Origin of the sequence: Acinetobacter sp. FDAARGOS_724, assembly GCF_013364475.1 — a bacterium.
GTDB classification, from domain to species: domain Bacteria; phylum Pseudomonadota; class Gammaproteobacteria; order Pseudomonadales; family Moraxellaceae; genus Acinetobacter; species Acinetobacter variabilis.
The window spans coordinates 1,184,264-1,206,805 of sequence record NZ_CP054908.1 but is presented as its reverse complement, the minus strand read 5'-3'; the positions used below and the strand labels follow the sequence as shown (position 1 = coordinate 1,206,805).

20 protein-coding genes are annotated in these 22,542 nt (G+C 43.9%); 6 read left to right on the top strand and 14 right to left on the bottom strand.

The features are described 5' to 3' along the window. Window position 1: 1 nt before the first annotated feature. The 13 genes from ispG to FOC32_RS06990 all read right to left on the bottom strand — a co-directional run bounded on the left by ispG (window position 2) and on the right by FOC32_RS06990 (window position 12,774). On the bottom strand, window positions 2–1,123 hold the full coding sequence (ispG, locus tag FOC32_RS07050) for a flavodoxin-dependent (E)-4-hydroxy-3-methylbut-2-enyl-diphosphate synthase (RefSeq protein WP_005232130.1): 1,122 nt from the start codon (window positions 1,121–1,123) through the stop codon (window positions 2–4). 23 nt (window positions 1,124–1,146) lie between these two features. Then, entirely contained in the window at window positions 1,147–1,932 is a 786-nt protein-coding gene (locus tag FOC32_RS07045; RefSeq protein ID WP_005232131.1) for a helix-turn-helix domain-containing protein, read from the bottom strand. After that, window positions 1,923–2,723: a type IV pilus biogenesis/stability protein PilW gene (gene pilW, locus FOC32_RS07040; RefSeq protein WP_175966667.1), complete on the bottom strand. Its 801-nt coding sequence runs from the start codon at window positions 2,721–2,723 to the stop codon at window positions 1,923–1,925. The genes FOC32_RS07045 and pilW overlap by 10 nt, the downstream gene beginning before the upstream one ends. Window positions 2,724–2,737: 14 nt before the next feature. Beyond that, window positions 2,738–3,973, bottom strand: coding sequence for a 23S rRNA (adenine(2503)-C(2))-methyltransferase RlmN (gene rlmN / locus FOC32_RS07035; protein WP_005232136.1), 1,236 nt, complete (start codon window positions 3,971–3,973; stop codon window positions 2,738–2,740). A gap of 121 nt (window positions 3,974–4,094) precedes the next feature. Next, complete coding sequence (ndk, locus tag FOC32_RS07030) at window positions 4,095–4,526, bottom strand: nucleoside-diphosphate kinase (protein WP_004782097.1); 432 nt, start codon at window positions 4,524–4,526, stop codon at window positions 4,095–4,097. Between the two features lie 109 nt (window positions 4,527–4,635). Continuing rightward, window positions 4,636–4,836, bottom strand: coding sequence for a Fe-S cluster assembly protein IscX (gene iscX / locus FOC32_RS07025; protein ID WP_005232138.1), 201 nt, complete (start codon window positions 4,834–4,836; stop codon window positions 4,636–4,638). 88 nt (window positions 4,837–4,924) lie between these two features. After that, the gene (locus FOC32_RS07020) at window positions 4,925–5,476 is read right to left on the bottom strand and encodes a phosphatase PAP2 family protein (protein ID WP_004782094.1); all 552 of its coding nucleotides are present in this window, start codon (window positions 5,474–5,476) and stop codon (window positions 4,925–4,927) included. 1,380 nt (window positions 5,477–6,856) lie between these two features. After that, entirely contained in the window at window positions 6,857–8,482 is a 1,626-nt protein-coding gene (gene tnpC / locus FOC32_RS07015) for an IS66 family transposase (protein WP_005104480.1), read from the bottom strand. Window positions 8,483–8,556: 74 nt separating this feature from the next. Next, window positions 8,557–8,892: an IS66 family insertion sequence element accessory protein TnpB gene (tnpB, locus tag FOC32_RS07010; RefSeq protein WP_004642106.1), complete on the bottom strand. Its 336-nt coding sequence runs from the start codon at window positions 8,890–8,892 to the stop codon at window positions 8,557–8,559. Continuing rightward, window positions 8,889–9,272 (bottom strand): IS66-like element accessory protein TnpA, encoded by a 384-nt coding sequence (tnpA, locus tag FOC32_RS07005; protein WP_005100737.1) that lies wholly within the window; start codon window positions 9,270–9,272, stop codon window positions 8,889–8,891. The genes tnpB and tnpA overlap by 4 nt, the downstream gene beginning before the upstream one ends. Window positions 9,273–9,434: 162 nt before the next feature. Continuing rightward, window positions 9,435–10,451 carry a ketol-acid reductoisomerase gene (gene ilvC / locus FOC32_RS07000; RefSeq protein WP_005232140.1) on the bottom strand — a complete coding sequence of 339 codons (1,017 nt, stop codon included), beginning with the start codon at window positions 10,449–10,451 and terminating at the stop codon, window positions 9,435–9,437. Window positions 10,452–10,558: 107 nt separating this feature from the next. Further along, complete coding sequence (gene ilvN / locus FOC32_RS06995; protein WP_004782091.1) at window positions 10,559–11,050, bottom strand: acetolactate synthase small subunit; 492 nt, start codon at window positions 11,048–11,050, stop codon at window positions 10,559–10,561. Further along, window positions 11,047–12,774, bottom strand: coding sequence for an acetolactate synthase 3 large subunit (locus FOC32_RS06990; RefSeq protein WP_034580267.1), 1,728 nt, complete (start codon window positions 12,772–12,774; stop codon window positions 11,047–11,049). Before FOC32_RS06990 ends, ilvN begins: the two co-directional genes overlap by 4 nt. Before the next feature lie 682 nt (window positions 12,775–13,456). On the opposite strand from FOC32_RS06990, the gene FOC32_RS06985 reads away from it, so the two are divergent. From FOC32_RS06985 to holA, 4 genes are all read left to right on the top strand, one after another. After that, on the top strand, window positions 13,457–13,807 hold the full coding sequence (locus FOC32_RS06985; RefSeq protein WP_005232144.1) for a DUF4124 domain-containing protein: 351 nt from the start codon (window positions 13,457–13,459) through the stop codon (window positions 13,805–13,807). A 120-nt stretch (window positions 13,808–13,927) separates the two neighbouring features. After that, window positions 13,928–16,549 (top strand): leucine--tRNA ligase, encoded by a 2,622-nt coding sequence (gene leuS / locus FOC32_RS06980; RefSeq protein ID WP_005232146.1) that lies wholly within the window; start codon window positions 13,928–13,930, stop codon window positions 16,547–16,549. 283 nt (window positions 16,550–16,832) lie between these two features. Beyond that, window positions 16,833–17,366: a hypothetical protein gene (locus FOC32_RS06975; protein ID WP_005232148.1), complete on the top strand. Its 534-nt coding sequence runs from the start codon at window positions 16,833–16,835 to the stop codon at window positions 17,364–17,366. Between the two features lie 9 nt (window positions 17,367–17,375). After that, a complete protein-coding gene (holA, locus tag FOC32_RS06970) occupies window positions 17,376–18,374 on the top strand; it encodes a DNA polymerase III subunit delta (protein WP_005232151.1) in 999 nt (332 codons plus the stop codon). Here holA and FOC32_RS06965 read toward each other — a convergent pair. Further along, the gene (locus FOC32_RS06965) at window positions 18,371–18,760 is read right to left on the bottom strand and encodes a bacteriohemerythrin (protein ID WP_224214010.1); all 390 of its coding nucleotides are present in this window, start codon (window positions 18,758–18,760) and stop codon (window positions 18,371–18,373) included. The two genes, holA and FOC32_RS06965, sit on opposite strands and share 4 nt — an antisense overlap. A gap of 443 nt (window positions 18,761–19,203) precedes the next feature. Here FOC32_RS06965 and FOC32_RS06960 point away from each other — a divergent pair, with 443 nt between their 5' ends. Further along, on the top strand, window positions 19,204–20,559 hold the full coding sequence (locus FOC32_RS06960; protein WP_034580270.1) for a MacA family efflux pump subunit: 1,356 nt from the start codon (window positions 19,204–19,206) through the stop codon (window positions 20,557–20,559). Window positions 20,560–20,561: 2 nt separating this feature from the next. Continuing rightward, window positions 20,562–22,538, top strand: coding sequence for a MacB family efflux pump subunit (locus tag FOC32_RS06955; protein WP_005232157.1), 1,977 nt, complete (start codon window positions 20,562–20,564; stop codon window positions 22,536–22,538). The last annotated feature ends 4 nt before the right edge of the window (window positions 22,539–22,542 follow it).

Genomic DNA, 22,542 nt, shown 5'->3' with positions numbered 1-22,542 from the left:
TCTACTCAGAAAAACTTGTGCGAATAATTTCTTTTGATTTGGCTTCTTCAAGCTCGGAAACACGTTGACGAACCATTGATTCGATTTCATCAACCAGTTGATTGGTATCGATTAAATGACTCTTTTCACCATTACGATACACCAGTGAGCGCGGACTTGCACCTACTACACCAATATCGGCTTCTTTGGCTTCACCCGGACCATTCACTTTACAGCCAATCACAGACACATCCATCGGAACACGGACATCTTCCAGACGTTCTTCAAGGGTCTGCATTACTTTAATCACGTTAAATTCCTGACGTGAACAGCTTGGGCAGGCAATGAAGTTAATTCCATTAGAACGAAGACCCAGCGATTTCAGGATATCAAAACCAATCTTGATTTCTTCTTCAGGCTCGGCTGCCAGAGAAATACGCATGGTATCGCCAATGCCTTCCATCAGTAGACCGCCAAGAGCAATCGCTGATTTTACTGAACCGGTACGATACACACCCGCTTCAGTCACACCCAAGTGCAGTGGATTATCAATCTGTTTAGACAGCAGACGATAAGCATCCATAGTCAAAAACACATTTGAAGCTTTAACCGATACTTTAAATTCATGGAAATTCAGACGATCCAGAATGTCGATATGACGCATCGCAGATTCCAGCAATGCTTCACCTGTTGGCTCGCCATATTTTTTCTGGATATCTTTTTCCAGTGAACCGGCATTCACGCCAATCCGCATAGAAATGTCATTATGACGTGCTGCTGCCACGACTTCACGAATCTTGGCTTCCGAACCGATATTCCCCGGGTTAATACGCAGACAGTCTGCACCCAGATCAGCAACAGCCAGCGCAATTTTATAGTCGAAGTGAATATCTGCGACCAGTGGTACGTCAACTTGCTTACGAATTTCACCAAATGCGGCCGCTGCTTCCATACTTGGAACAGAGACACGCATGATGTCTGCGCCTGCATCCACACAACGCTGAATTTGAGCAACAGTTGCTGCGACATTGCAGGTTTCAGTATTGGTCATTGACTGAACAGTGATCGGTGCATCACCACCGACATAGACAGAACCGACACGGATTTTACGTGTTGGACGGCGCTGAATTGGATTTACGATCATGATTTCGCCCTATCTGCTCACCATTAACGTGATAAACGGAAATCTGCTTTTCCGTTAACCGTATAAGGTGACAATGCAATACTTTCATTATTTAAACTGAGTGATACTGCTGTCGCATCATCCAGTCGGATCTGGAATGGCGCTTCACCGTTCAGCTCTATAGTAGACGCCTGACGACCAGTGGCCAGCACGTTACCACCTGCATCTACAATATGCACAGAGGTCGGACGGCTAAAATCAAGCTTGAGCTGATCACCGGACATGGCAGCACCGGCATCCAGATTTAAAATTTCGACATCAGAAGAGGTGTCCGCAACTTCGGCACTATTCTCGCTGCTCTCTGACCAGTTCTGGATCATGGCGACCAGTGCACCCAAGATCAGTACTATAACCAGTGCAATCAGGCCACGCTTTAACCATTTGCGGTTACGATCACGTTTTGAACCTGGCAATTTACCCATGATCTTGATTGGAGAATCTTTCAGGGCGTGCGTTGCAACCATACCGGTATCATTGGCATAAATTTCATCAAAACGCTGAATCAGGCTAGAAGCATCGACACCGAGATATTTGGCATAGGTGCGGTAATAGCCCTTGATAAAGGTCGCTTCAGGCAAAGATTTATAATCATCCTTTTCCAAGGCATTCAGGGTCTTTACCGGAATATTGAGTTCTTTGGCAATGTCTTCAAGCTCACGTTGCTGATTAATACGAATCTTGCGTAAGTACTCACCTGGACGCTGAACATTTCCTAACGCGTTTGGAGCTACGCTCGAATTATTCGAATCTGAATTAGGATTTACTTCCATACGGCCTCAGTACTGTACTGTAATTGCAAATAACGTTGGTATTCCGGGCTTTCAGGGAACAATGCACGTAATTGATTGACCAATACCTGCATGCCTAACTGATCGCCACTGGCACGCGCAGTGCGAATGCCAATCCAGAGCGCACGGGCACTCTGGTTTTTCTGCCCCGCGCCACGTACAAACTGTTCATACATTTGAGTCGCGGCCGGGAACTGCTGGTTCAGATAAAAAATTTCTGCCAACTCTAACATTGATATATACGAAGCGCGATTAGCCTGTAGTGCCTGTTTGAATGATTTTTCAGCATTCACCAAATCACCCTGTTTCAGGTAAATCCGTCCCATATTTTCAAGGGCACGAAATCGCTGGTCATAACCTAAAGTTGCGCCGGCAATTTCGAACTGCTCGATCGCATCTTTATAGCGCTCAAGCTGATATAAATAGGTGCCGTAGTTATTTCGTGCCTGGGCATTTTTGGGATCTGCCGAAATTGCACGCTTGAAATAACCTTCGGCCTTTTCAAGATTAGGTTTGCTGCCTTCCTGCTGAAGCAGCACGCCCATCATCATATTGGCTTGCGAATCACGCGGATTAGTTTCCAGTGCCTGATCCAGCGCACGTTTAGCTGAATCCAGATCACCGTTTTTAAGATATTCAACCGCCAACTGAGTACGAACCTTGGTGGCTTTTTCCGGGTCCTTCTGACCCAGATCTGGCGTTTGACACGCAGTTAAAACCAAAGACCCACATACTACTGAAACCAAAGCAAGTTTAGATGTCAGATTACTCAATTGGCGACCTCTTGTTATCCTTGTGAGCGCATAATCTCGTTGGACTGCGCAATTTTCTTTTTCCACTGTTCCGCACGACGGGTACGGTCAGCGACTTGTCCTACCAGTTGTCCACACGCAGCGTCGATATCATCACCACGTGTCTGACGAATCGTACACACAAAACCGGCATCAGACAAAGTTTTTTGGAAAGAAATAATCCGGTTACGGCTTGAACGGCCATATGGCGCATGCGGGAACGGGTTAAATGGAATCAGGTTAATCTTGCTTGGCAGATCTTTGAGCAGCTTGATCATCTGCTGGGCATGTTCAGGCTTGTCATTTACGCCATCCAGCATTACGTATTCGATGGTTACGTGCTTACGCGCACTTTCATTACCATCTTTAGTGATATAACGCTGACAAGCGGCAATAAGCTGCTCTAGCGGATATTTTTTGTTGATTGGCACCAGTTCATTACGCAGTTCATCATTGGTTGCGTGTAATGAGATCGCCAAAGCCACATCAATATCTTGTGCCAACTGGTCAATTTTCGGCACGACACCAGACGTTGAAAGCGTCACGCGGCGTTTAGACATGCCATAAGCAAAATCGTCCAGCATAATGCGCATAGAATTTAATACAGCGTCATAGTTCAGCAATGGCTCGCCCATACCCATCATCACCACGTTGGTCACTGAACGCTCACGCTCAGCCACAGGCACTTCTTCCATATAGGAGTAGTTTGCCATCCACAACTGACCGATGATTTCAGCTTGAGTCAGGTCACGCTGGAAACCTTGCTTACCGGTTGAACAGAATGAACAGTCCAGGGCACAGCCTACTTGTGAAGAAATACACAGGGTCTTACGTGAGCCGGTCTTGTCTTCTGCCGGAATCAGGACAGTTTCAACCAGAGAGCCGTCACCATCACCGACACGGAATACCCATTTACGGGTACCGTCTTTGGAATAGTTTTTATGCACCACTTCTGGCGCTTTAATTTCACAAATCTTTTCCAGTTTTTCACGCAGCTTGCCTGAGATATTGGTCATCTCGGCAAAATCAGTCACGAAATACTGATGAATCCATTTCATCACCTGACCGGCACGGAACTTCTTCTCGCCCATATCTTCGAAGAATTTTTCCATTTGCGGACGTGACATGCCTAGTAAGTTCACTTTTTCCACAGAATTTTGCTGTGCAGGAGTGGACGGAGATTGTTGCTGTGCATCAGAAACTGCTGATGTAGCGACCACTTCAGTACTCATGTGTATACCTAAACCATGTCTAAAGATGAAAGGAGAAGCTCAATATCTGAGCAAAGAATTATTCAGAGAATAAAAAAACCAGATAAGTATAATAACACTTATCTGGTTTGAATACTGCGTATTAACGAGTACGTGGAGCAATCTCAGTTTGCGCGAAGAAGTAGTTAATTTCGCGGTCAGCAGATGCTACAGAGTCAGAACCGTGAGCAGCGTTTTCGTCGATGCTTACAGCGAAGTCTGCACGGATTGTACCAGGAGCAGCTTCTTTAGGGTTAGTCGCGCCAAGGATGTCACGGTGAGCAAGAACAGCGTTTTCGCCTTCAAGAACTGAAACAACAACTGGACCAGAAGTCATGAATGCAACTAGGTCACCGAAGAAACCGCGTTCTTTGTGCTCAGCGTAGAAGCCTTCAGCTTCAGCTTGAGTCAGGTGTTTCATTTTAGTCGCAACGATTTTAAGACCTGCTTTTTCGAAACGAGCAAAGATGTCACCGATGTGGTTTTTAGCAACTGCGTCTGGTTTTACGATAGATAATGTACGTTCAATAGCCATGATTGGCTCCTTAAGTCAATTGTTGACATGAAAATTTGCCGCATTATACCGAATAATGGACTTTTTTCTGCCTTTAAACTGTAAAAAAATTGCTTTTTTCAATTGGCAATTAACGTGCTTCGTCAATCCATGCCATTTGAATGGCTTCCAGAAGCCCTTCGGTTGATTTGGTTGGATCATCTTCAAAATCAGGAAGTGCACATACCCAGGCATGCAGGTCAGTAAAGCGAACCCATTGCGGATCCACGTCTGGATGCGCTTCATACAATTCAATCGCGATATCGAGGGTATCAGTCCAACGTAAACCCATGTCTATTCCTAAGCCTATTTACTGTGATGTAGTACTTTAGCAAATCTGCAAATTTCTGCGAGCCTTTGCCAGATCATCTCGTAATTTTTTACAACATGATATTAAAAAAAGGTGCCGTAAATACAATCATGGTGGCTACCAGTGCGCCCAATATGGCTCCTACCGCCACATCACTCGGATAATGCAAGCCTAAAACCATTCGAGAGATCGCCACCAGAATGGCAAATGGCAACATTAAAAACAGCAAGAAAGGTACGATATAACCCAGTACGATTGTGACCATCACCGCATGCAAGGTATGTCCCGAAGGAAAACTAAAATGGTCCAGCGGATGCTCACAAAGCCGAATCACCTGATGCACCTGGTAAGGACGTGGCCGTACTGTTTTGGTTTTTAAGAGTTTATAAATCAGGGTCCCAACCATACTGCCAAACACCAGATAAACAATCTGTAAGGTATACATCAGACCCTGAATCAGCCAGACGGCAATGAGCATCAAATACCAGAATACGCCATTGCCCAACCGGCTAATGATTTTAAAAAAAGCCGCAATGCGTTCTGAATGTGAAAAATGATTAAGATAAATACAGCCTTTTAAATCAATTTCTAAAAACTTTAATTTTGCATTCTGAAATTTCATTGTAGAGCTCTTATTGTTTTATGCCCTGCATTTCAGGTTTTGTACGACTGAAAAATAGAGCTTGTTCAAATTGACGCATGAGATAATCGCTATTCACCTTTTTTAGTTTCTTAATACCTGCATCCTTCTGTAATCGTTATAAATCGCCTAATTCAAACATCTAACAGATGAATTCTTACTACTATCCCAACCTACTCAGCCAACTTTTCCGATCATGTTGCAGCTGTAAACAAGTACATCCATGATCATTAGCGATCATTGCTCCACCGCTGGCCATCGCCTCCTGCACTATATTTTCTAAGCTTTCAATCCGACCTATCCCTGAACTGTTAATAGATAATTTATTTATACTGGTATTCAGTGAAATAAGTCTGAATTACCACATTCAATTCATTCTTTGAGAATAATTATCTAGCCTTTAACAAAACCTGAGAAGGATCGAATGTGCTTCGAGTATAGTGCAGTTATAGCGCCCAAGACTTTGGTGAAAATGTATCTGGAAGCCGCTTCTTGCCTTGCTCTTACTCAAAATTTGGTTATTTCAAAGCATTTAAAAGTTAAAGAGATATAACTATCCATACTTTTGATCAAGTATGAAATTAAGGTGTGACTGTTTTATGAATTGATTTATGGGAGCTGAATATTTCTTACATTATTAAACTTGCTGATGCTTTACGCCTGTTCTATCTGCCTTTTCAATTTCTTTACTATACTTCTGCTCAACTAATAACCGATTAAATACCTGATTCATGCCGATGGATTCAACTTATAAAATAATTGCCATTTTGGGATATGATTTATTTTTTGAGATCACCTTTTATCCTCAAATTCCCAGTCAGGCAACAAATCTACTCCAAACAATAAACATAAAATTGGAATTAAGACAGCTAACAATAAACTTAATGAAAACCAGCTAAATCCCCAATACATCACGATAAATAATCGTTTGGATTTGTTGCTATAAAGTTTCGGTATTTTTAAATTCGACTCCACATTGCTCAAGCTCTTAATCACCTACTCCCACTTCAGTCCAAGCATAGATATGATTTTCCATATTAAAAATTCAGTTCGATCTTTCATCTTATCTTCTTATATTTATTTAAATTATTATTTGACTATATAAAAACCCACTCTAGTGAGTGGGTTTTCGCATTCAAATCAAATGATTCAAGAAATTAGTTTTTCTCTTTATCTATGATTTTGTTTGCTTGAATCCAAGGTATGAACGAGTACAAAACACTGTTTTGTACGAAGTGCAAGGAAGCAAAGCATTGCTTTGAATGAAGCGCAAGGAATGAAAACCACTGCTTTCCTTTCTTTGAGACACACAATTTTAACTAAGGATGTCAGTAAGCGTCCGCTGAACCCCATGTCTATTTTTTAATTTGAGTTGGATTTCCAGCGGTGTGGTAGCAATTCTTCTATTTGGGTCACTTTATGGGTCGGCAATCTTTTCAGCACATCACTTAAATAGGCATACGGATCCAACCCATTCAGCTTTGCTGACTGGATTAAAGTCATGATGTTTGCCGCTCGCTGACCACTACGCAGCGAACCTGCAAATAACCAGTTCTTACGTCCCAACGCCCAAGGCCGCACTTGGTTTTCCACCCAATTATTGCAAATCGGTAGATTGCCATCATCCAGATAGCGGCTTAAAGCTGGCCAACGCTTCAGAGTGTAATTGATGGCCTTGGCGGTTGGAGAACTCGATGGCACCGTCAGTTGATGCTGGTTGAGCCATTCATACAGTTGTTGCATCACCGGTTGGCTATGCTGTTGTCGGTATTCGCGGCGGTGTTCTGCTGTACTATCGGTCTTTTTCCTGAGTTCTGCTTCTATCGCATACAGTTTCTGAATCAGCACTAATGCCTGTTCAGCGATCTGACTTTTCCCAGTCACATGTAGCTCATGGAATTTACGACGCGCATGCGCCATGCAGCCCACCTCAATGACATCGCCTGATTTAAAGCGTGCTTTATAACCACTGTAATCATCACAGACCAGATGGCCCTGCCAGCCATTCAGGAACTCTTCTGCATGCTGACCTGAACGGCTATCCTGAAAGTCATAGATCACCGCTTGAACTGGATTGTACTGTGTAGTGGCATAGGCCCAGACATAACCTTTCTTCGGTTTTTTCTCATCATCACCCATCCGCATGATGGTGACTGGTGTTTCATCGGCATGGATCACCCGCTGTTGCAGCACCACCTGTTTTAAGGCATTGGCCAGAGGTTCCAGTTCTACACCGCAGCGACCAATCCAGTCAGATAACGTGGATCTGGACAGATCAATGCCCGCCCGCTGATAGATCAGGCGCTGACGGTACAGCGGCAAATGATCGGCATACTTCGATACCAGCACATGGCTGAGCAGTTCAGGACTGGCAATACCTTTATCAATCACATAGGCGGGCATCGCTTGCTGAGTCAGGGTGTCACACTGATCACAGACCCATTTGCCACGTACATGCTGTTCCTTATAGAACTGTGCCGGTCTGAAATGCAGTTTTTCACTGATATCTTCGCCGATACGACGTAACTGGCAGCCACAACTGCATTGGGTTGATGCAGGTTCATGCTCAATACGGATGGTGTGTAGATGATCGGGCAGCAGTCGACGTTTAGGTTTGTTGACTGTGGCTTTGTGTGTCGCTGCATCAGTTTTATCTGCATTCAGCCGTTCCAGTTCCAGATCAACAGCGGCAATATCTTCTTCGACCGCTTCATCCCAGAGATGGATTTGTTTTGCGGTGAGATGTTCGTTTTTACTGTCGAATTTGTGCTTTTTAAACAGCGCAAGTTCATGCTCGTATTTTTGATTGAGAATGGAAAGATGCTGAACTTTGGCATCTAATTGCAGATTGGATACTTCAAGATGCTGAACTTTGGCATCTAATTGCTGGTTTGATTGTGCCAGAGACTGATGTTGCATTGCCAACTGTCTAGTAAATTCCAGCAGTTGTTCATGGGTCAGTTGGCTTAAATCAGGCAGTGTATTCATGACCGCAGTATGCCTGAGGTCATGAGAAGAATGAAATAGAACGTTTGGAGAATAGCAACTTGGACCAAGCTAGTTTAGAGCATTGTGACCACTTGCTGTCGTCCAATGCGCTGCCAAGGCAAACCCTGGATCAGTGCCTGTAACTGTTCTGGGCTGAGGGCTACGCTTTCACCCTGGTGAACTTTAGCCCAGTGAAATTTTCCCTGTTCCAACCGCCGAGCACACAGCCAGATCCCCAGTCCATCATGTACCAGCACTTTCATGCGATGGCCACGTTTATTACAGAACAGGTAAGCACAATGCGGTTTGATGTAGCCAAAGGCTCTCACCACCTGAGCCATGGCCGTATCCATACCTGCACGCATGTCCATGGGCTGAGTAGACAACCAGATTTCATCGATACGGATCATGTTGTAAGTGCCTTGAGTAATTTTGCTAAAGCAGACATTTCTGATACTTGCCATTTCAAGCCAATTTCTGCTTTTGAGTGGGGTAAAGTAATTTGAACCGTTAACATGCCAGTAGAAATAGGATCTAATGGTGCAGAGCAAGATAAGGCAATAAATGCAGGTTTATTCGGTAGTAGTGAGCGATCATTCCCTGGCTTAGCATCAATTAAGCGAATCCATTTGGATACAAGATTTGTATTCAATCCATGTTGCAAAGCGACCGAAGCAATTGAAACCTCCGATGCTTTACACGCCTGAACGATCTGCTGTTTAAATTCAGCACTATATGTTCTTCGTTTTATCGTAAGAGATGCGATGGATGTCTGGTTATTTGTAGTCATAAATTTAAGTTCCCACTTGTTTTTAAGTGAGGACTAAATTAAGGCTTATAGGACGAATTCATAAGGTGTGTTCAGCGGACGCTTACGGATGTCAGTCATTTTTACAAGATATAAAAAAGCCCCTGTTATAAAACAAGGGCCTTGTAACTCAGAAATTAGAACTTAGTTCTTTTCTTTGTCTACGATTTTGTTTGCTTGAATCCAAGGCATCATCGCACGCAGTTTAGCACCAGTTTGTTCGATACCGTGTGCAGCGTTTTGACGACGACGAGCAGTCATAGATGGGTAGTTCAACGCACCTTCCTGGATGAACATCTTCGCGTATTCACCAGATTGGATACGTTTAAGCGCATTACGCATTGCTTCACGAGACTGTTCGTTGATTACTTCAACGCCAGTTACGTATTCGCCGTATTCAGCATTGTTAGATACTGAGTAGTTCATGTCCGCGATACCGCCTTCGAACATCAAGTCAACGATCAGTTTAAGTTCGTGTAGACATTCGAAGTAAGCCATTTCAGGCGCATAACCAGCTTCAACCAGAGTTTCGAAGCCCATTTTAACCAGTTCAACAGCACCACCACAAAGAACTGCTTGCTCACCGAACAAGTCAGTTTCAGTTTCTTCACGGAAAGAAGTTTCGATGATACCAGTACGGCCGCCACCTACACCTGAAGCGTAAGAAAGCGCAACATTACGAGCATTACCAGAAGCATCTTGGTGGATCGCGATTAAGTCAGGAACACCTGAACCACGTTGGTATTCAGAACGTACAGTGTGACCAGGAGCTTTAGGCGCAACCATGATTACATCTAGGTCTTTACGTGGAACAACTTGGTTATAAAGAACAGAGAAACCATGAGCAAATGCAAGAGTCGCGCCTTCTTTGATGTTTGGCTCGATCACGTCGCGGTAAAGTTGAGCTTGGAACTCATCTGGAGTCAAGATCATTACTACGTCAGCTTGAGCTACAGCAGCAGGAACTTCAGCAACTTTAAGACCAGCGTTTTCAGCTTTTTTCCAAGAAGTAGAATTCGCGCGTAGACCAACAGTTACGTCAACGCCAGAATCTTTAAGGTTAAGCGCGTGTGCGTGACCTTGTGAACCGTAACCAATGATTGCTACTTTCTTAGATTGGATAATAGATAAGTCGCAGTCTTTATCGTAAAAAATTTGCATTGCTGTCTCCGCTTAAATGCTTGTGTGTCCGTTTCATCAGGCAATGATCCTTGATCACATTGCCTGAAGCCCCCTTCTTATTAGAATGAGGAAATAATTTAGAAAATTTAGATGGTTAGTACTTTTTCGCCGCGTGCGATACCTGATACGCCTGAACGCACCACTTCCAGAATCGTGTTTTCCGCTAATGCATCAATAAAACCGTCGATTTTCTCAGTCGTACCCGCGATTTGAATCGTGTAAGTTGTTGGCGTTACGTCAACCACCTGACCACGGAAAATATCGGTCGTACGTTTGATTTCATCACGGGTTGCGCCTAAAGCTTTCACTTTGATCAACATCAATTCACGTTCAATATGCGCACCTTCAGACAGATCCACCACTTTAACCACTTCTACCAGCTTGTTCAGCTGCTTAGTGATCTGTTCGATCTTGTGATCATCACCATAAGTCGTCAAAGTCAGACGTGAAAGTGTTGGGTCTTCAGTTGGCGCAACGTTCAATGTTTCAATGTTGTAGCCGCGTTGTGAGAATAAACCTACCAAGCGAGAAAGCGCGCCTGCTTCGTTTTCTACGAGTACAGAGATAATATGTCTCATTTCGTGCGCTCCCCTTTTGCTAACCACATATCCTGCATCGATTGACCCGCAACCAGCATTGGATATACGTGTTCTGTACGGTCAACCATTACGTTAATAAATACGCACTTGTCATTGATCGCCATCGCTTCTTCAAGCTTAGACTCAAGCTCGTCTGCATGGTCAATCTGAATACCTACATGACCATAAGCTTCCATCAATTTTGCAAAGTCAGGTAAAGACTCTACATAAGAGCTAGAGTGACGGCCTTCGTAGTTCATGTCTTGCCACTGTTTCACCATACCCAGGGCACGGTTGTTCAGGCATAGAATTTTAACGTTCAAGCCATATTGCTTACAGGTAGAAAGTTCCTGGATACACATCTGAATAGACGCTTCACCAGTAATACAAACCACTTGCTGATCTGGGAATGCAAGCTTAGCCGCCATTGCATATGGCAGACCCACACCCATGGTACCTAGACCACCAGAGTTGATCCATTGACGAGGACGCTTGTAGCGATAATGCAATGCACCGAACATCTGATGCTGACCAACGTCAGAGGTAATGATCGCTTCGCCATTGGTGACTTTGTCTAGAGCACGAACCACTTGCTGAGGCTTCATCGAACCATCAGTCGGTACATCGAACTTCAAGCCATGAACCTGACGCCATTCATCAATCTGTTTCCACCATGCCGCAATCGCTTCAGGATTTGGCTTGGACACATTCATTTGCTTCAACTGGTTCAGCATTTCGTTCAGCACAGGTTCTACTGCACCCACGATTGGAATGTGCGCCATGATGGTTTTAGAAATGGTCGCCGGATCGATGTCAATGTGAATGACTTTCGCATTCGGGCAGAATTTCGCCGGGTTATTGGTTACACGGTCATCGAAACGCGCGCCTACACACAGAATCACGTCTGCATTGTGCATGGTCATGTTGGCTTCGTAAGTTCCGTGCATACCCAACATGCCGATGAATTGTGGATCATCGCCCGGGAATGCACCAAGGCCCATCAGGGTATTGGTAACCGGGTAACCCAATAGATGTGCAAGCTCAGTTAATTGTGCTGAAGCATTGCCCTGAACCACGCCGCCGCCTGAGTAAATCACTGGGCGTTTCGCATGAATCAGTTCATCAATCGCTTTACGGATTTGACCTGAGTGACCACGATATGGTGGTTGATACGAACGCATCTTCACTTTTTCAGGATATTCGTAAGCAAATTTCTCTGCCGGGTTAGTTGCATCTTTAGGAATATCAACAACCACCGGACCTGGACGGCCAGATGACGCGATATAGAATGCTTTTTTGATAATTGCCGGAATTTCGCTGGCATGGCGAACCTGGAAGCTGTGCTTAACGATTGGGCGAGAAATACCGACCATATCAGTTTCTTGGAACGCATCCTCACCGATCAAATGGCTTGCAACCTGACCAGACAGGATCACCATTGGAATGGAATCCATATAAGCTGTTGCAATTGGAGTTACGGTATTGGTTGCGCCCGGACCTGATGTCACAAGCACGACACCAGTTTTACCTGTTACGCGCGAGTATGCATCTGCCATATGGCCGGCAGCCTGTTCGTGACGTACGAGGTAATGATTAATTTTGTCTTGTTGAAATAGCGCGTCGTAGATATGTAGAACTGCGCCGCCTGGATATCCAAAAACATGTTCAACGCCTTCATCCGCTAATGCGCGAACGAGCATTTCACCACCAGATAAAAGTTCCAACGTGATTCACCCTAATATTATTCACTGCACAAATGGGAGGCATTTGCAGTGTTCATTCATTAACTGTCTGCACTGTTATAGCACATAAATTTCATAGTTTTCATAGCAATAGGAAAAAAAATCTGGTCTCTTTACTGTTCGAGCAATACAAGACCTAAAACATGTTGGGATAAACATATTTTGCTTAGCTTTGTTCAATTTCTCGGCTAGAGAAATCGCCCACTGCATGAAATGACACTTGTTCGAAGGGTGATCGATCTAAGGCATATAAAACTACTGCAGCATTCTTGTGTTTTCAGTCTGTAAAGTCAAGTTTAAAAAACAGGCTATTATTGTTTATACGTCTAAAATTTGCTGCTTTTACAGACAATTTCGACTTTAACTGTGGTTTTTAGCTTTAAAATTTTAATTTAAATCAATAAATTTCATATACTTAAAACTTTAATTTTATAAATTTTTAATATGTCTTATATAAAAAAATTGAATGAATTTTTAAGAAATTCAATGCAACTGTTTATAAATAAATTTCTTTTTATATAAAATTACTCTTTTTTAGCATTAGCTTGAAACATAAAACCACTACTGATCACAAAATTAATTGAATTAAAAATCATCTTATGGCAAAAAACTCTCTACAATAAAAACTCTATTTAACCGCTTGAAATTTTCAGGACTTTTACTGATGAAAAGATCTTTCCTGACCGCATTAAATTTTGCTACTACGCTTGTTTTAGGTGTAGCGAGCAGCTCTGCTTTAGCGATTGAATATTATAAATGGGTAGATGCCAAAGGCGTGACTCACTACACTAAAACCCCGCCTCCTAAAAATGCCAAGCACAAAAGCAAAGTAGAAACCTATGGCTGGACCAATTCCGCGCCTACACCATCAAGAACAACCGAAAATGAGAACCAGACCGAAACGGGTAACTCAAATTCATCTGCACCTGTGCCTGTCGTTTCTGAAAATGAGCAGCAACAGCGTGAAGCCAATGAAGCTTTACAACGTGGTCAGTCTGAGCGTGTAGCTTTCTAATCATACTCGTCTGTCAATTTAGATTTTTCCTGCAGAATCCCATCCGCAAAATTCACTATAAGTGCATTTTGCGCTATGCTGTGCCTCATAATTTTTTAACCGTTCTCTTGTATTACGTATATGACTACTCACATTGACTCAGAATACCAAGCCAGTGCGATTGAGCCTCAAGTCCAACAGGACTGGGAATCTCGCAAAGCCTTTAAAGTTGCCGACACTATAGAAGGTCCACGTCGTTATATCCTCTCGATGTTCCCTTACCCAAGTGGCAAACTGCATATGGGTCATGTGCGTAACTATACTATTGGTGATGTAATCAGTCGTTTCCACCGTTTAAAAGGTGAAACTGTATTACAACCAATGGGCTGGGATGCTTTCGGTCTTCCTGCAGAAAACGCTGCTATTGCACACCAGGTCGCTCCTGCAAAATGGACGTTCGAAAATATTGATTACATGCGTAATCAGTTGAAGAAACTTGGCCTGTCTGTAGATTGGGATCGTGAATTCGCAACCTGCACACCAGAATACTATCGCTGGGAACAATGGCTATTCGTTCAGCTTTATAAAAAAGGCCTGATCTACCGTAAACTTTCTACAGTCAACTGGGACCCAGTAGACCAGACCGTTCTTGCCAATGAACAGGTTGAAAATGGTCGCGGCTGGCGTTCAGGTGCATTGGTTGAAAAACGTGATATCCCAATGTACTACTTCCGCATTACTGACTATGCGCAAGAATTATTGGATGACTTAGACACACTCAAAGACGGTTGGCCACAACAAGTCTTGACCATGCAACGTAACTGGATTGGTCGCTCACAAGGGATGGACATTACCTTCCCTTCAGCGAATCCAGACATCTATGCAGATGGTTTAACAGTATTCACCACACGTGCTGACACTTTAATGGGTGTAACTTATGTTGCAGTTGCAGCAGAACATCCAATGGCATTGAAAGCAGCAGAAAATAATCCTGAGCTTCAAGCATTCATTGAAGAATGCCGTATGGGTTCTGTGGCAGAAGCGGATCTAGCGACTGCCGAGAAGAAAGGCATGGCAACAGGTCTTTCTGTAAAGCACCCTGTAACAGGTGAAGAAGTTCCTGTTTGGATTGCAAACTATGTATTGATGTCTTATGGTTCAGGTGCGGTGATGGCGGTGCCTTCACACGATGAACGTGACTTCGAATTTGCCAATAAATATGGCTTAACCATCAAGCAAGTGATTGATGCCAAAGGTGCTGATGATAGCGAGTTTGATGCAAAACAATGGCAAGAATGGTACGGTTCTAAAGAAGGTAAACTGGTTAATTCAGGTGAATTTGATGGTTTAGATTTCCAAGGCGCATTTGATGCTTTCTTGGCAAAACTAGAACCACAAGGTCTTGCCAACGTGAAAGTTCAATTCCGTTTACGTGACTGGGGTGTTTCTCGTCAACGTTATTGGGGTTGTCCAATTCCAATGATCAACTGTGACACGTGTGGTCAAGTTCCAGTGCCTGAAGACCAGCTTCCTGTTGTACTGCCAACTGACGTGGTTCCAGATGGTTCAGGTAACCCACTGAACAAAATGCCTGAATTCTACGAAACCACTTGTCCTTGCTGTGGTGGCGATGCGCGTCGTGAAACAGACACGCTAGACACATTCGTAGAATCTTCTTGGTACTATGCACGTTATGCATCTCCAGACTTTACCGATGGCATGGTGAAACCTGAAGCGGGTCAAACCTGGCTTCCTGTCAATCAATACATCGGTGGTGTTGAACACGCGATTCTACATTTGCTTTATGCACGTTTCTTCCACAAATTGATGCGTGATGAAGGTGTGGTACAAGGTAACGAACCGTTCACTAACTTGTTAACCCAAGGTATGGTGCTTGCTGATACGTATTACCGCGAAGCGGAATCAGGTAAGAAAACATGGTTCAACCCTGCGGACATCGAGCTTGAAAAAGACGAAAAAGGTCGTATCACTTCTGCGAAATACAAAGAAGATGGTCAAGACGTTGTCGTTGGCGGTCAAGAGAAGATGTCGAAATCGAAAAACAACGGGATCGACCCGCAAGCGATTATTGACCAATACGGCGCAGATACTGCACGTGTGTTCATGATGTTTGCTGCACCACCTGATCAATCACTTGAATGGTCTGATGCCGGTGTTGAAGGTGCAAACCGCTTCCTGAAACGTGTATGGCGTTTGGCAACAGGTTTCCTTGAAAAAGGTAATACTGCGACTGAATTCGATAAAGCCGCTCTTTCTACAGCTGCGCAAGACTTACGCCGTAAGACTCACGAAACCATTCAGAAAGTGGGTGATGACATCGAACGTCGTCACGCATTCAACACTGCGATTGCAGCAATGATGGAACTGTTAAATGCGAACAACAAGTTTGAAGCGAAAGATGATAATGACGTTGCTGTAGCACGTGAATCGATCACTACGCTTTTAATTTTACTTGCGCCATTTGCACCACATTTAAGTCAGACTTTATTGGCTCAGTTTGGAATCGAGTTAACTCAAGCGCAGTTCCCACAAGTGGATGAATCTGCATTGACTCGTAATACCCAAACCATCGTGGTTCAGGTCAACGGTAAACTTCGTGGCAAACTTGAAGTGTCTGTGGATGCATCTAAAGATGACATTCTTGCGCAAGCGAAAGCCTTGCCTGAAGTTCAACAATTCCTGACTGGTCCAACCAAGAAAGAAATTGTGGTGCCGAATAAGCTAGTGAACTTGGTGGTTTAATTTAATCCCCCTAAATCCCCCTTTGCAAAAGAGGGACTTCCCACTTCAAATAAAAAATGAAGTCTCCTCCCTTTTTTAAAGGGAGGTCGGGAGGGATTAAATTTAACCTATCCTTAACCATCTCCTTGTAGGAGAGGGAAATTCCTTCTCCCTTTGGAAGAAGGTTAGGATGAGGGAAAGGATTTCACAATTCCAAACAAAGCCCGTTGCCAGCCAACGGGCTTTGACTTTACAATCCGGTTCAGGATTTCAAATATTTCCCTGAGGGAAAAAGAGGATACTCATGCATTTAGGCAAACGTTTAGCAGCAATTGTTTTAACTTGTGGTCTAAGTGCAGGCCTCGTTGGCTGTGGCTTTCATTTAAAAGGAACCAATCCGAGTTCCGCACCTGTAGCTTACTCAGTCATGAGTCTGGCCTTGCCTGACAATACTGAAGATCTTCAGGAAAAACTAGCCGTTTATCTGGGTGCTGCCGGAGTACAGCTGAGTAATGCACCTAATGCTTATGTCTTACGTGTCCTAGATTACACCCCTCGCCGTCTAGAATTGAATGGCAAACTGGTAGAAACCTTATTGCGTCTGAATGTTACTTTCCGAATTGAAGATGCACAAGGCAATCCGGTGACTGAACCTCGTACAGTAATCGCGACCCGTACCTATCAATATGATATTGAAACCGTGAATACGGATGACCAGGAACAAAAATTCTTAAATCAGGTCCTGATTGATGATGTGGCCCAGCAGATTGCCCGTCAAATTTCATCGAATCGTTTGCCATTGGCAAAACCAGAAACTTCGACTCAACCAGCCAAATAAGACGACCCAATGAAACTTGATTACCTCCAGGCATTAAAACGTGTCAATGAAGCTCGCGGTGCCTGGGTGTTGCATGGTCAGGAACCTTTGCTGGAACAGAATCTGGTAGATGCCTTTCGTAGCAGCTGGCAAAGCCGTGAAGTTGAACGCCAGCGTTATGATATTAGCTCTGCCTCTGACTGGAAAAATGTCTTCAATGCTTTAAACAGCCTGTCATTATTTTCTAGCCAATTGGCAATTGAAGTGCATGGCAATATCAAACCTGATGCCAGCGGTCTCAAACTGTTAAAAAACTATCTGCAACAGGACAGTGATAACCTGCTGTTGGTGGTCATGCCGAAGCAGGATTCCAGCAGTCTGAAATCCAGCTTTTTCCAGACCATTGATGCCAATGGCGTGAATGTATCACTGGTAGCGAACTACCCAAAAGATCGTCAACAGATCCTCGGGATTGAAGCGGAAAAACTGGGAATTAAGCTGGCCAATGATGCCTGGCAATGGTTAGAGCAGCATCATGAACACAATTTACTAGCTGCCAAAAATAGCCTGATGCGAGTGGCGGATACCTTTGCTGAAGTAGATATTATCCAGATTGACCATCTGTATGCCTGCTTGCAGGACCAGTCCCGTTACAACACCTATGACCTGAGTGATGCCCTGCTCAATGGGAATCTAGCGCAATCAATTAAGATTTTCCAGTATCTGATTGCATCAGGCGAGCCAATGAGCCTGATTTTGTGGAGTATCAGCAAAGAAATGCGTCTATTGATGCAATTATTTGAACAGCCACAAAATGCCTTACAAATCGGTATCTGGAAGACTAAAGTGAGCTTATATCAGCAAGCCTTGCGTCGTTTAAGTCCACAGCGCTTTTTAAGCTGGCCTCAGCTTTTGATCCGGATCGACGCTGCAATCAAAGGGATGTCCAGAGAGAACCCTGAACATCTGATCTTGCAGGCCATTGCTGAAATGTGTGGTCAAAGCTTGTTTACATCCCCGAGTGCCTAACTAAAGAAACGCGCGAACCAGCCTTTGCCTTTTTTCTTTTCCTGTGTTCGCAGATAACTCAACATATTGTCCCGTACTGCTTCGACATAATCCTGATCATCGTGCTGAATATGGTTGATGAGCCATTTGGACAGAAGACAATGCAAATCTTTTTCAATGGACTGACCTTGCTCAAACTTCAGGCGATAATCATTTAATTTTTTGACAAATAATTCATGTATACCGCGATGTGAAGTCAAATATTGATAACTCACCTGTTCCAGCAGGTTTTCTTCAAAGCTGAAATGTGACTGGGTATAGTCGATTAAATCGTCTAAAACCTCCCTGATTTTATCGCGATCTCCGGTACTTTTGACCTGCTCTAAAGCATTTATATAGTCCAGAATCTAGCGATGTTGATGATCAATCACCTCAATTCCAATATTGTAACTTTCATTCCATCTATGAACCTCATCAATTTTCTTAGTAAAGTCGTATTATTTTTTCGCTCATTAGCAGCATTATGGCGTATTTTTATCAGCAGTTTAGTGGCCAGGTTTTTGCATGTAGTCTATCTAAGACGTACTTTATACTCCCATGAAGTTTTAATTGATTAATCATATGATCAATATTTTTCAGATAACTAAATCGTATAAAATTTCATCTAAAAAAGATGATTTTAATAGGAGTAGTTCAATGAATCCCTTATATAAAATCAGGTTTTATCTTATATGTTTTTTTAAACCAGGCAGTGGAAAATAGTTCTCATTTTAAATAAAAAAAATTCACGTTTTATCCTAATTTCGCTTTTATAATCAACTGTTATCCTACGACCCAAATCTGAATCCATATGCCAAAAATAAAACCTACGAAACTCATTATGGCGATTGTAATTGCCATCCTGGTGGCAGCCACTGCCTGGTATTTTCTGAAACCTAAAGAGCAGCAGCCACAATACATTACAGCTGAAGTGACCCAAGGGGATATCGAAAATTCGGTACTGGCAACTGGTGTACTTGAAGCCACCAAAATGGTCAGCGTCGGTGCCCAGGTTTCGGGTCAGGTTAAAAAAATGTATGTGCAACTTGGCGATCAGGTCAAACAAGGCCAACTGATTGCCCGAATTGACTCTGTTCGTCAGGAAAATGATTTAAAGACTGCTGAAGCCAGTATTAAAAACCAGATGGCACAGCTTGCCGTGAAACAGGCCAACCTCGCTAAGGTGGAAGCCGAGTATAAGCGTCAGCAAGCCATGTATGCCCAAGATGCAACCTCGCGTTCAGAACTAGAATCTGCATTAGCCAGCTACAAAACCGCTCAGGCAGATATCACCGCGATTAATGCACAGATCGAACAGTCACGTTTAACTCTAGCCACTGCGAAAGAAGATCTCGGTTATACCCAAATTGTGGCGCCAATGGACGGAACCATTGTAGCGATCGTGACTGAAGAAGGTCAGACTGTAAACGCCAATCAAAGTGCACCAACGATTGTGAAACTGGCGCAGCTGGATACCATGACCATTAAAGCGGAAATTTCTGAAGCCGATGTGATGAAAGTTCAGGAAGGTCAAAGTGTTTACTTCACCACTTTAGGTGACAGTGAAACCAAACACTATGCAACATTACGTCAAGTTGAACCTGCACCGGACTCGATCAATACCGAAAGCAACAGCACATCGACTTCATCATCAAGTACTGCGGTGTATTACAACGCCCTATTTGATGTACCGAATGAAGATGGTAAATTACGTATTGATATGACTGCTCAGGTCTACATCATTTTAGATGAAGCGAAAAATGTGCTGACTATTCCTGCCGCAGCGGTGCAAACCTCAAACCGTCCGCAGCGCCGTGCACAAAGTCCCGATAGCGATAAAACACAAGCCAATAATGCTGCCGCTCCTGCTGATGCGAAACAAGGTGAAAATAAAACGGATCGACCTAAACGCTTAGAACTCACTGAAGCAGAAAAAGCCTTGGTTAAACAAGGAAAAGCAACTGTATCGATGGTTCGTGTATTACAAGCAGATGGTTCTGCAAAACCTCAACCTGTATTAATTGGTCTGAATAACCGCGTCACAGCTCAAGTCATCCGCGGCTTAAATCAAGGCGATAAAGTGGTGATTGCAGATGGTTCAGATACTTCAAATGATTCAGCTAAACGCAGCAATCGTGGTGGTGCTGGCGGCCCAATGAGAATGTAATTATGAGTCAAAATCAAACACCTCTACTTGAGGTTAAGAATCTGACTCGTGAATTCCCCGCCGGTGAAAGCACTGTTCAGATTCTTAAAGGGATTAATCTTGAGATTTATCCCGGTGAATTAGTGGCAATCGTAGGTCAGTCGGGTTCAGGTAAATCAACCTTAATGAATATTTTAGGTTGCTTGGACAAACCCACCAACGGTAGCTACAAAGTTAAAGGACGTGAAACCCGCGAGCTTGAGCCTGATGAATTAGCTCAATTGCGTCGTGAGTATTTCGGCTTTATTTTCCAGCGCTATCACTTATTGGGTGATTTAAATGCTACGGGCAACGTTGAAGTACCCGCAATTTATGCCGGTGCCGATGCGACCGAGCGTAATGCTCGTGCCAAGCAATTACTGACCGATCTAGGACTGGGAGACAAAACCCAAAACCGTCCGAGCCAACTGTCTGGTGGTCAGCAACAACGTGTATCGATTGCTCGTGCCTTAATGAATGGTGGTGATGTGATCTTGGCCGATGAACCCACCGGGGCATTGGACAAAAACAGTGGTATTGAGGTCATGCGCATTTTGCGTGAACTGAATGCCAAAGGTCATACCATTATTTTGGTTACCCATGATCATAACGTTGCTAAAAATGCCACGCGCATTATCGAAATTTCAGACGGGAATATCATTTCAGACAAACCGAATGTGCCTGAAGTTGATGATGGTTTCGAGAAAGAAAATCTGGTTCGAAATGAACAAAAGAAAATCTCGAGCTGGCGTTCTGCAGTAGACCGTCTCGGTGAAGCTTTCCGTATGGCCTTATTGGCCATGAATGCACACCGGATGCGGACCTTCCTGACCATGCTCGGCATCATTATCGGGATCGCGTCGGTGGTTTCAGTCGTTGCCCTCGGTAATGGCTCACAAAAGCAGATTCTGGAAAATATCAGCAGTCTTGGGACCAATACCATTACCGTGTTCCAAGGCCGGGGCTTTGGGGATAATTCCCGAACTGCACAAGTGAAAACCTTGATTCCTGATGATGCTACTGCCCTATCGGAACAACCTTATGTCGATGGTGTCAGTCCATCGGTCAACAGTAGTGTCACCGGACGCTTCAAAGAGATCGAAGCATCGACCACGGTCAACGGTGTCAGTGAAGACTTCTTCTATGTCAAAGGTATGAACTTCGAGTCAGGTCAGCCCTTTGATAAAGAAAGTGTGACCGAACAAGCTCAGGACGTGGTGATTGATAGCAATACCAAAAACACTTTCTTTGCGGATGGCACTAATCCTGTCGGTCAAGTCATTCTATTGGGTAGTGTACCGAGTCGGGTGATTGGCGTCATTGAAGAACAAAAAAGCATGATGGGCAACTCAGACAGCCTGAATGTGTATTTGCCTTATTCAACCGTCATGAGCCGTATGCTGGGACAATCCAATGTACGCAGTATCATTGTGCGTATTAAAGATGAATATCCAAGTGCGGCTGCGGAAAATGCCATTTTAAGCCTATTGGTACAACGCCATGGTGCTCAAGATGTGTTTACGCAAAACTCCGACAGTATTCGTGAAACCATTCAAGAAACCACTCAGACCATGACGCTTCTGGTTTCGGCTATCGCCGTCATTTCCCTAGTGGTCGGTGGTATTGGTGTGATGAACATTATGCTGGTTTCGGTGACTGAACGTACGCAAGAAATCGGGGTACGGATGGCGGTCGGTGCGCGCCAAAGTGACATTCTGCAGCAATTCCTGATTGAAGCTGTTCTGGTTTGTATTCTGGGCGGTATCTTAGGCGTATTGCTGTCACTCGGTATCGGTCAGCTGATTACCCATTTTGCTGAAGGAACCTTCCAGATGGCATACTCAACCACATCGATTGTCGCGGCCTTTGTCTGCTCAAGTCTGATCGGTATTGTGTTCGGCTTTATCCCGGCACGTAATGCAGCCCGTTTGAATCCGGTCGATGCACTTTCTCGAGAATAAGGAA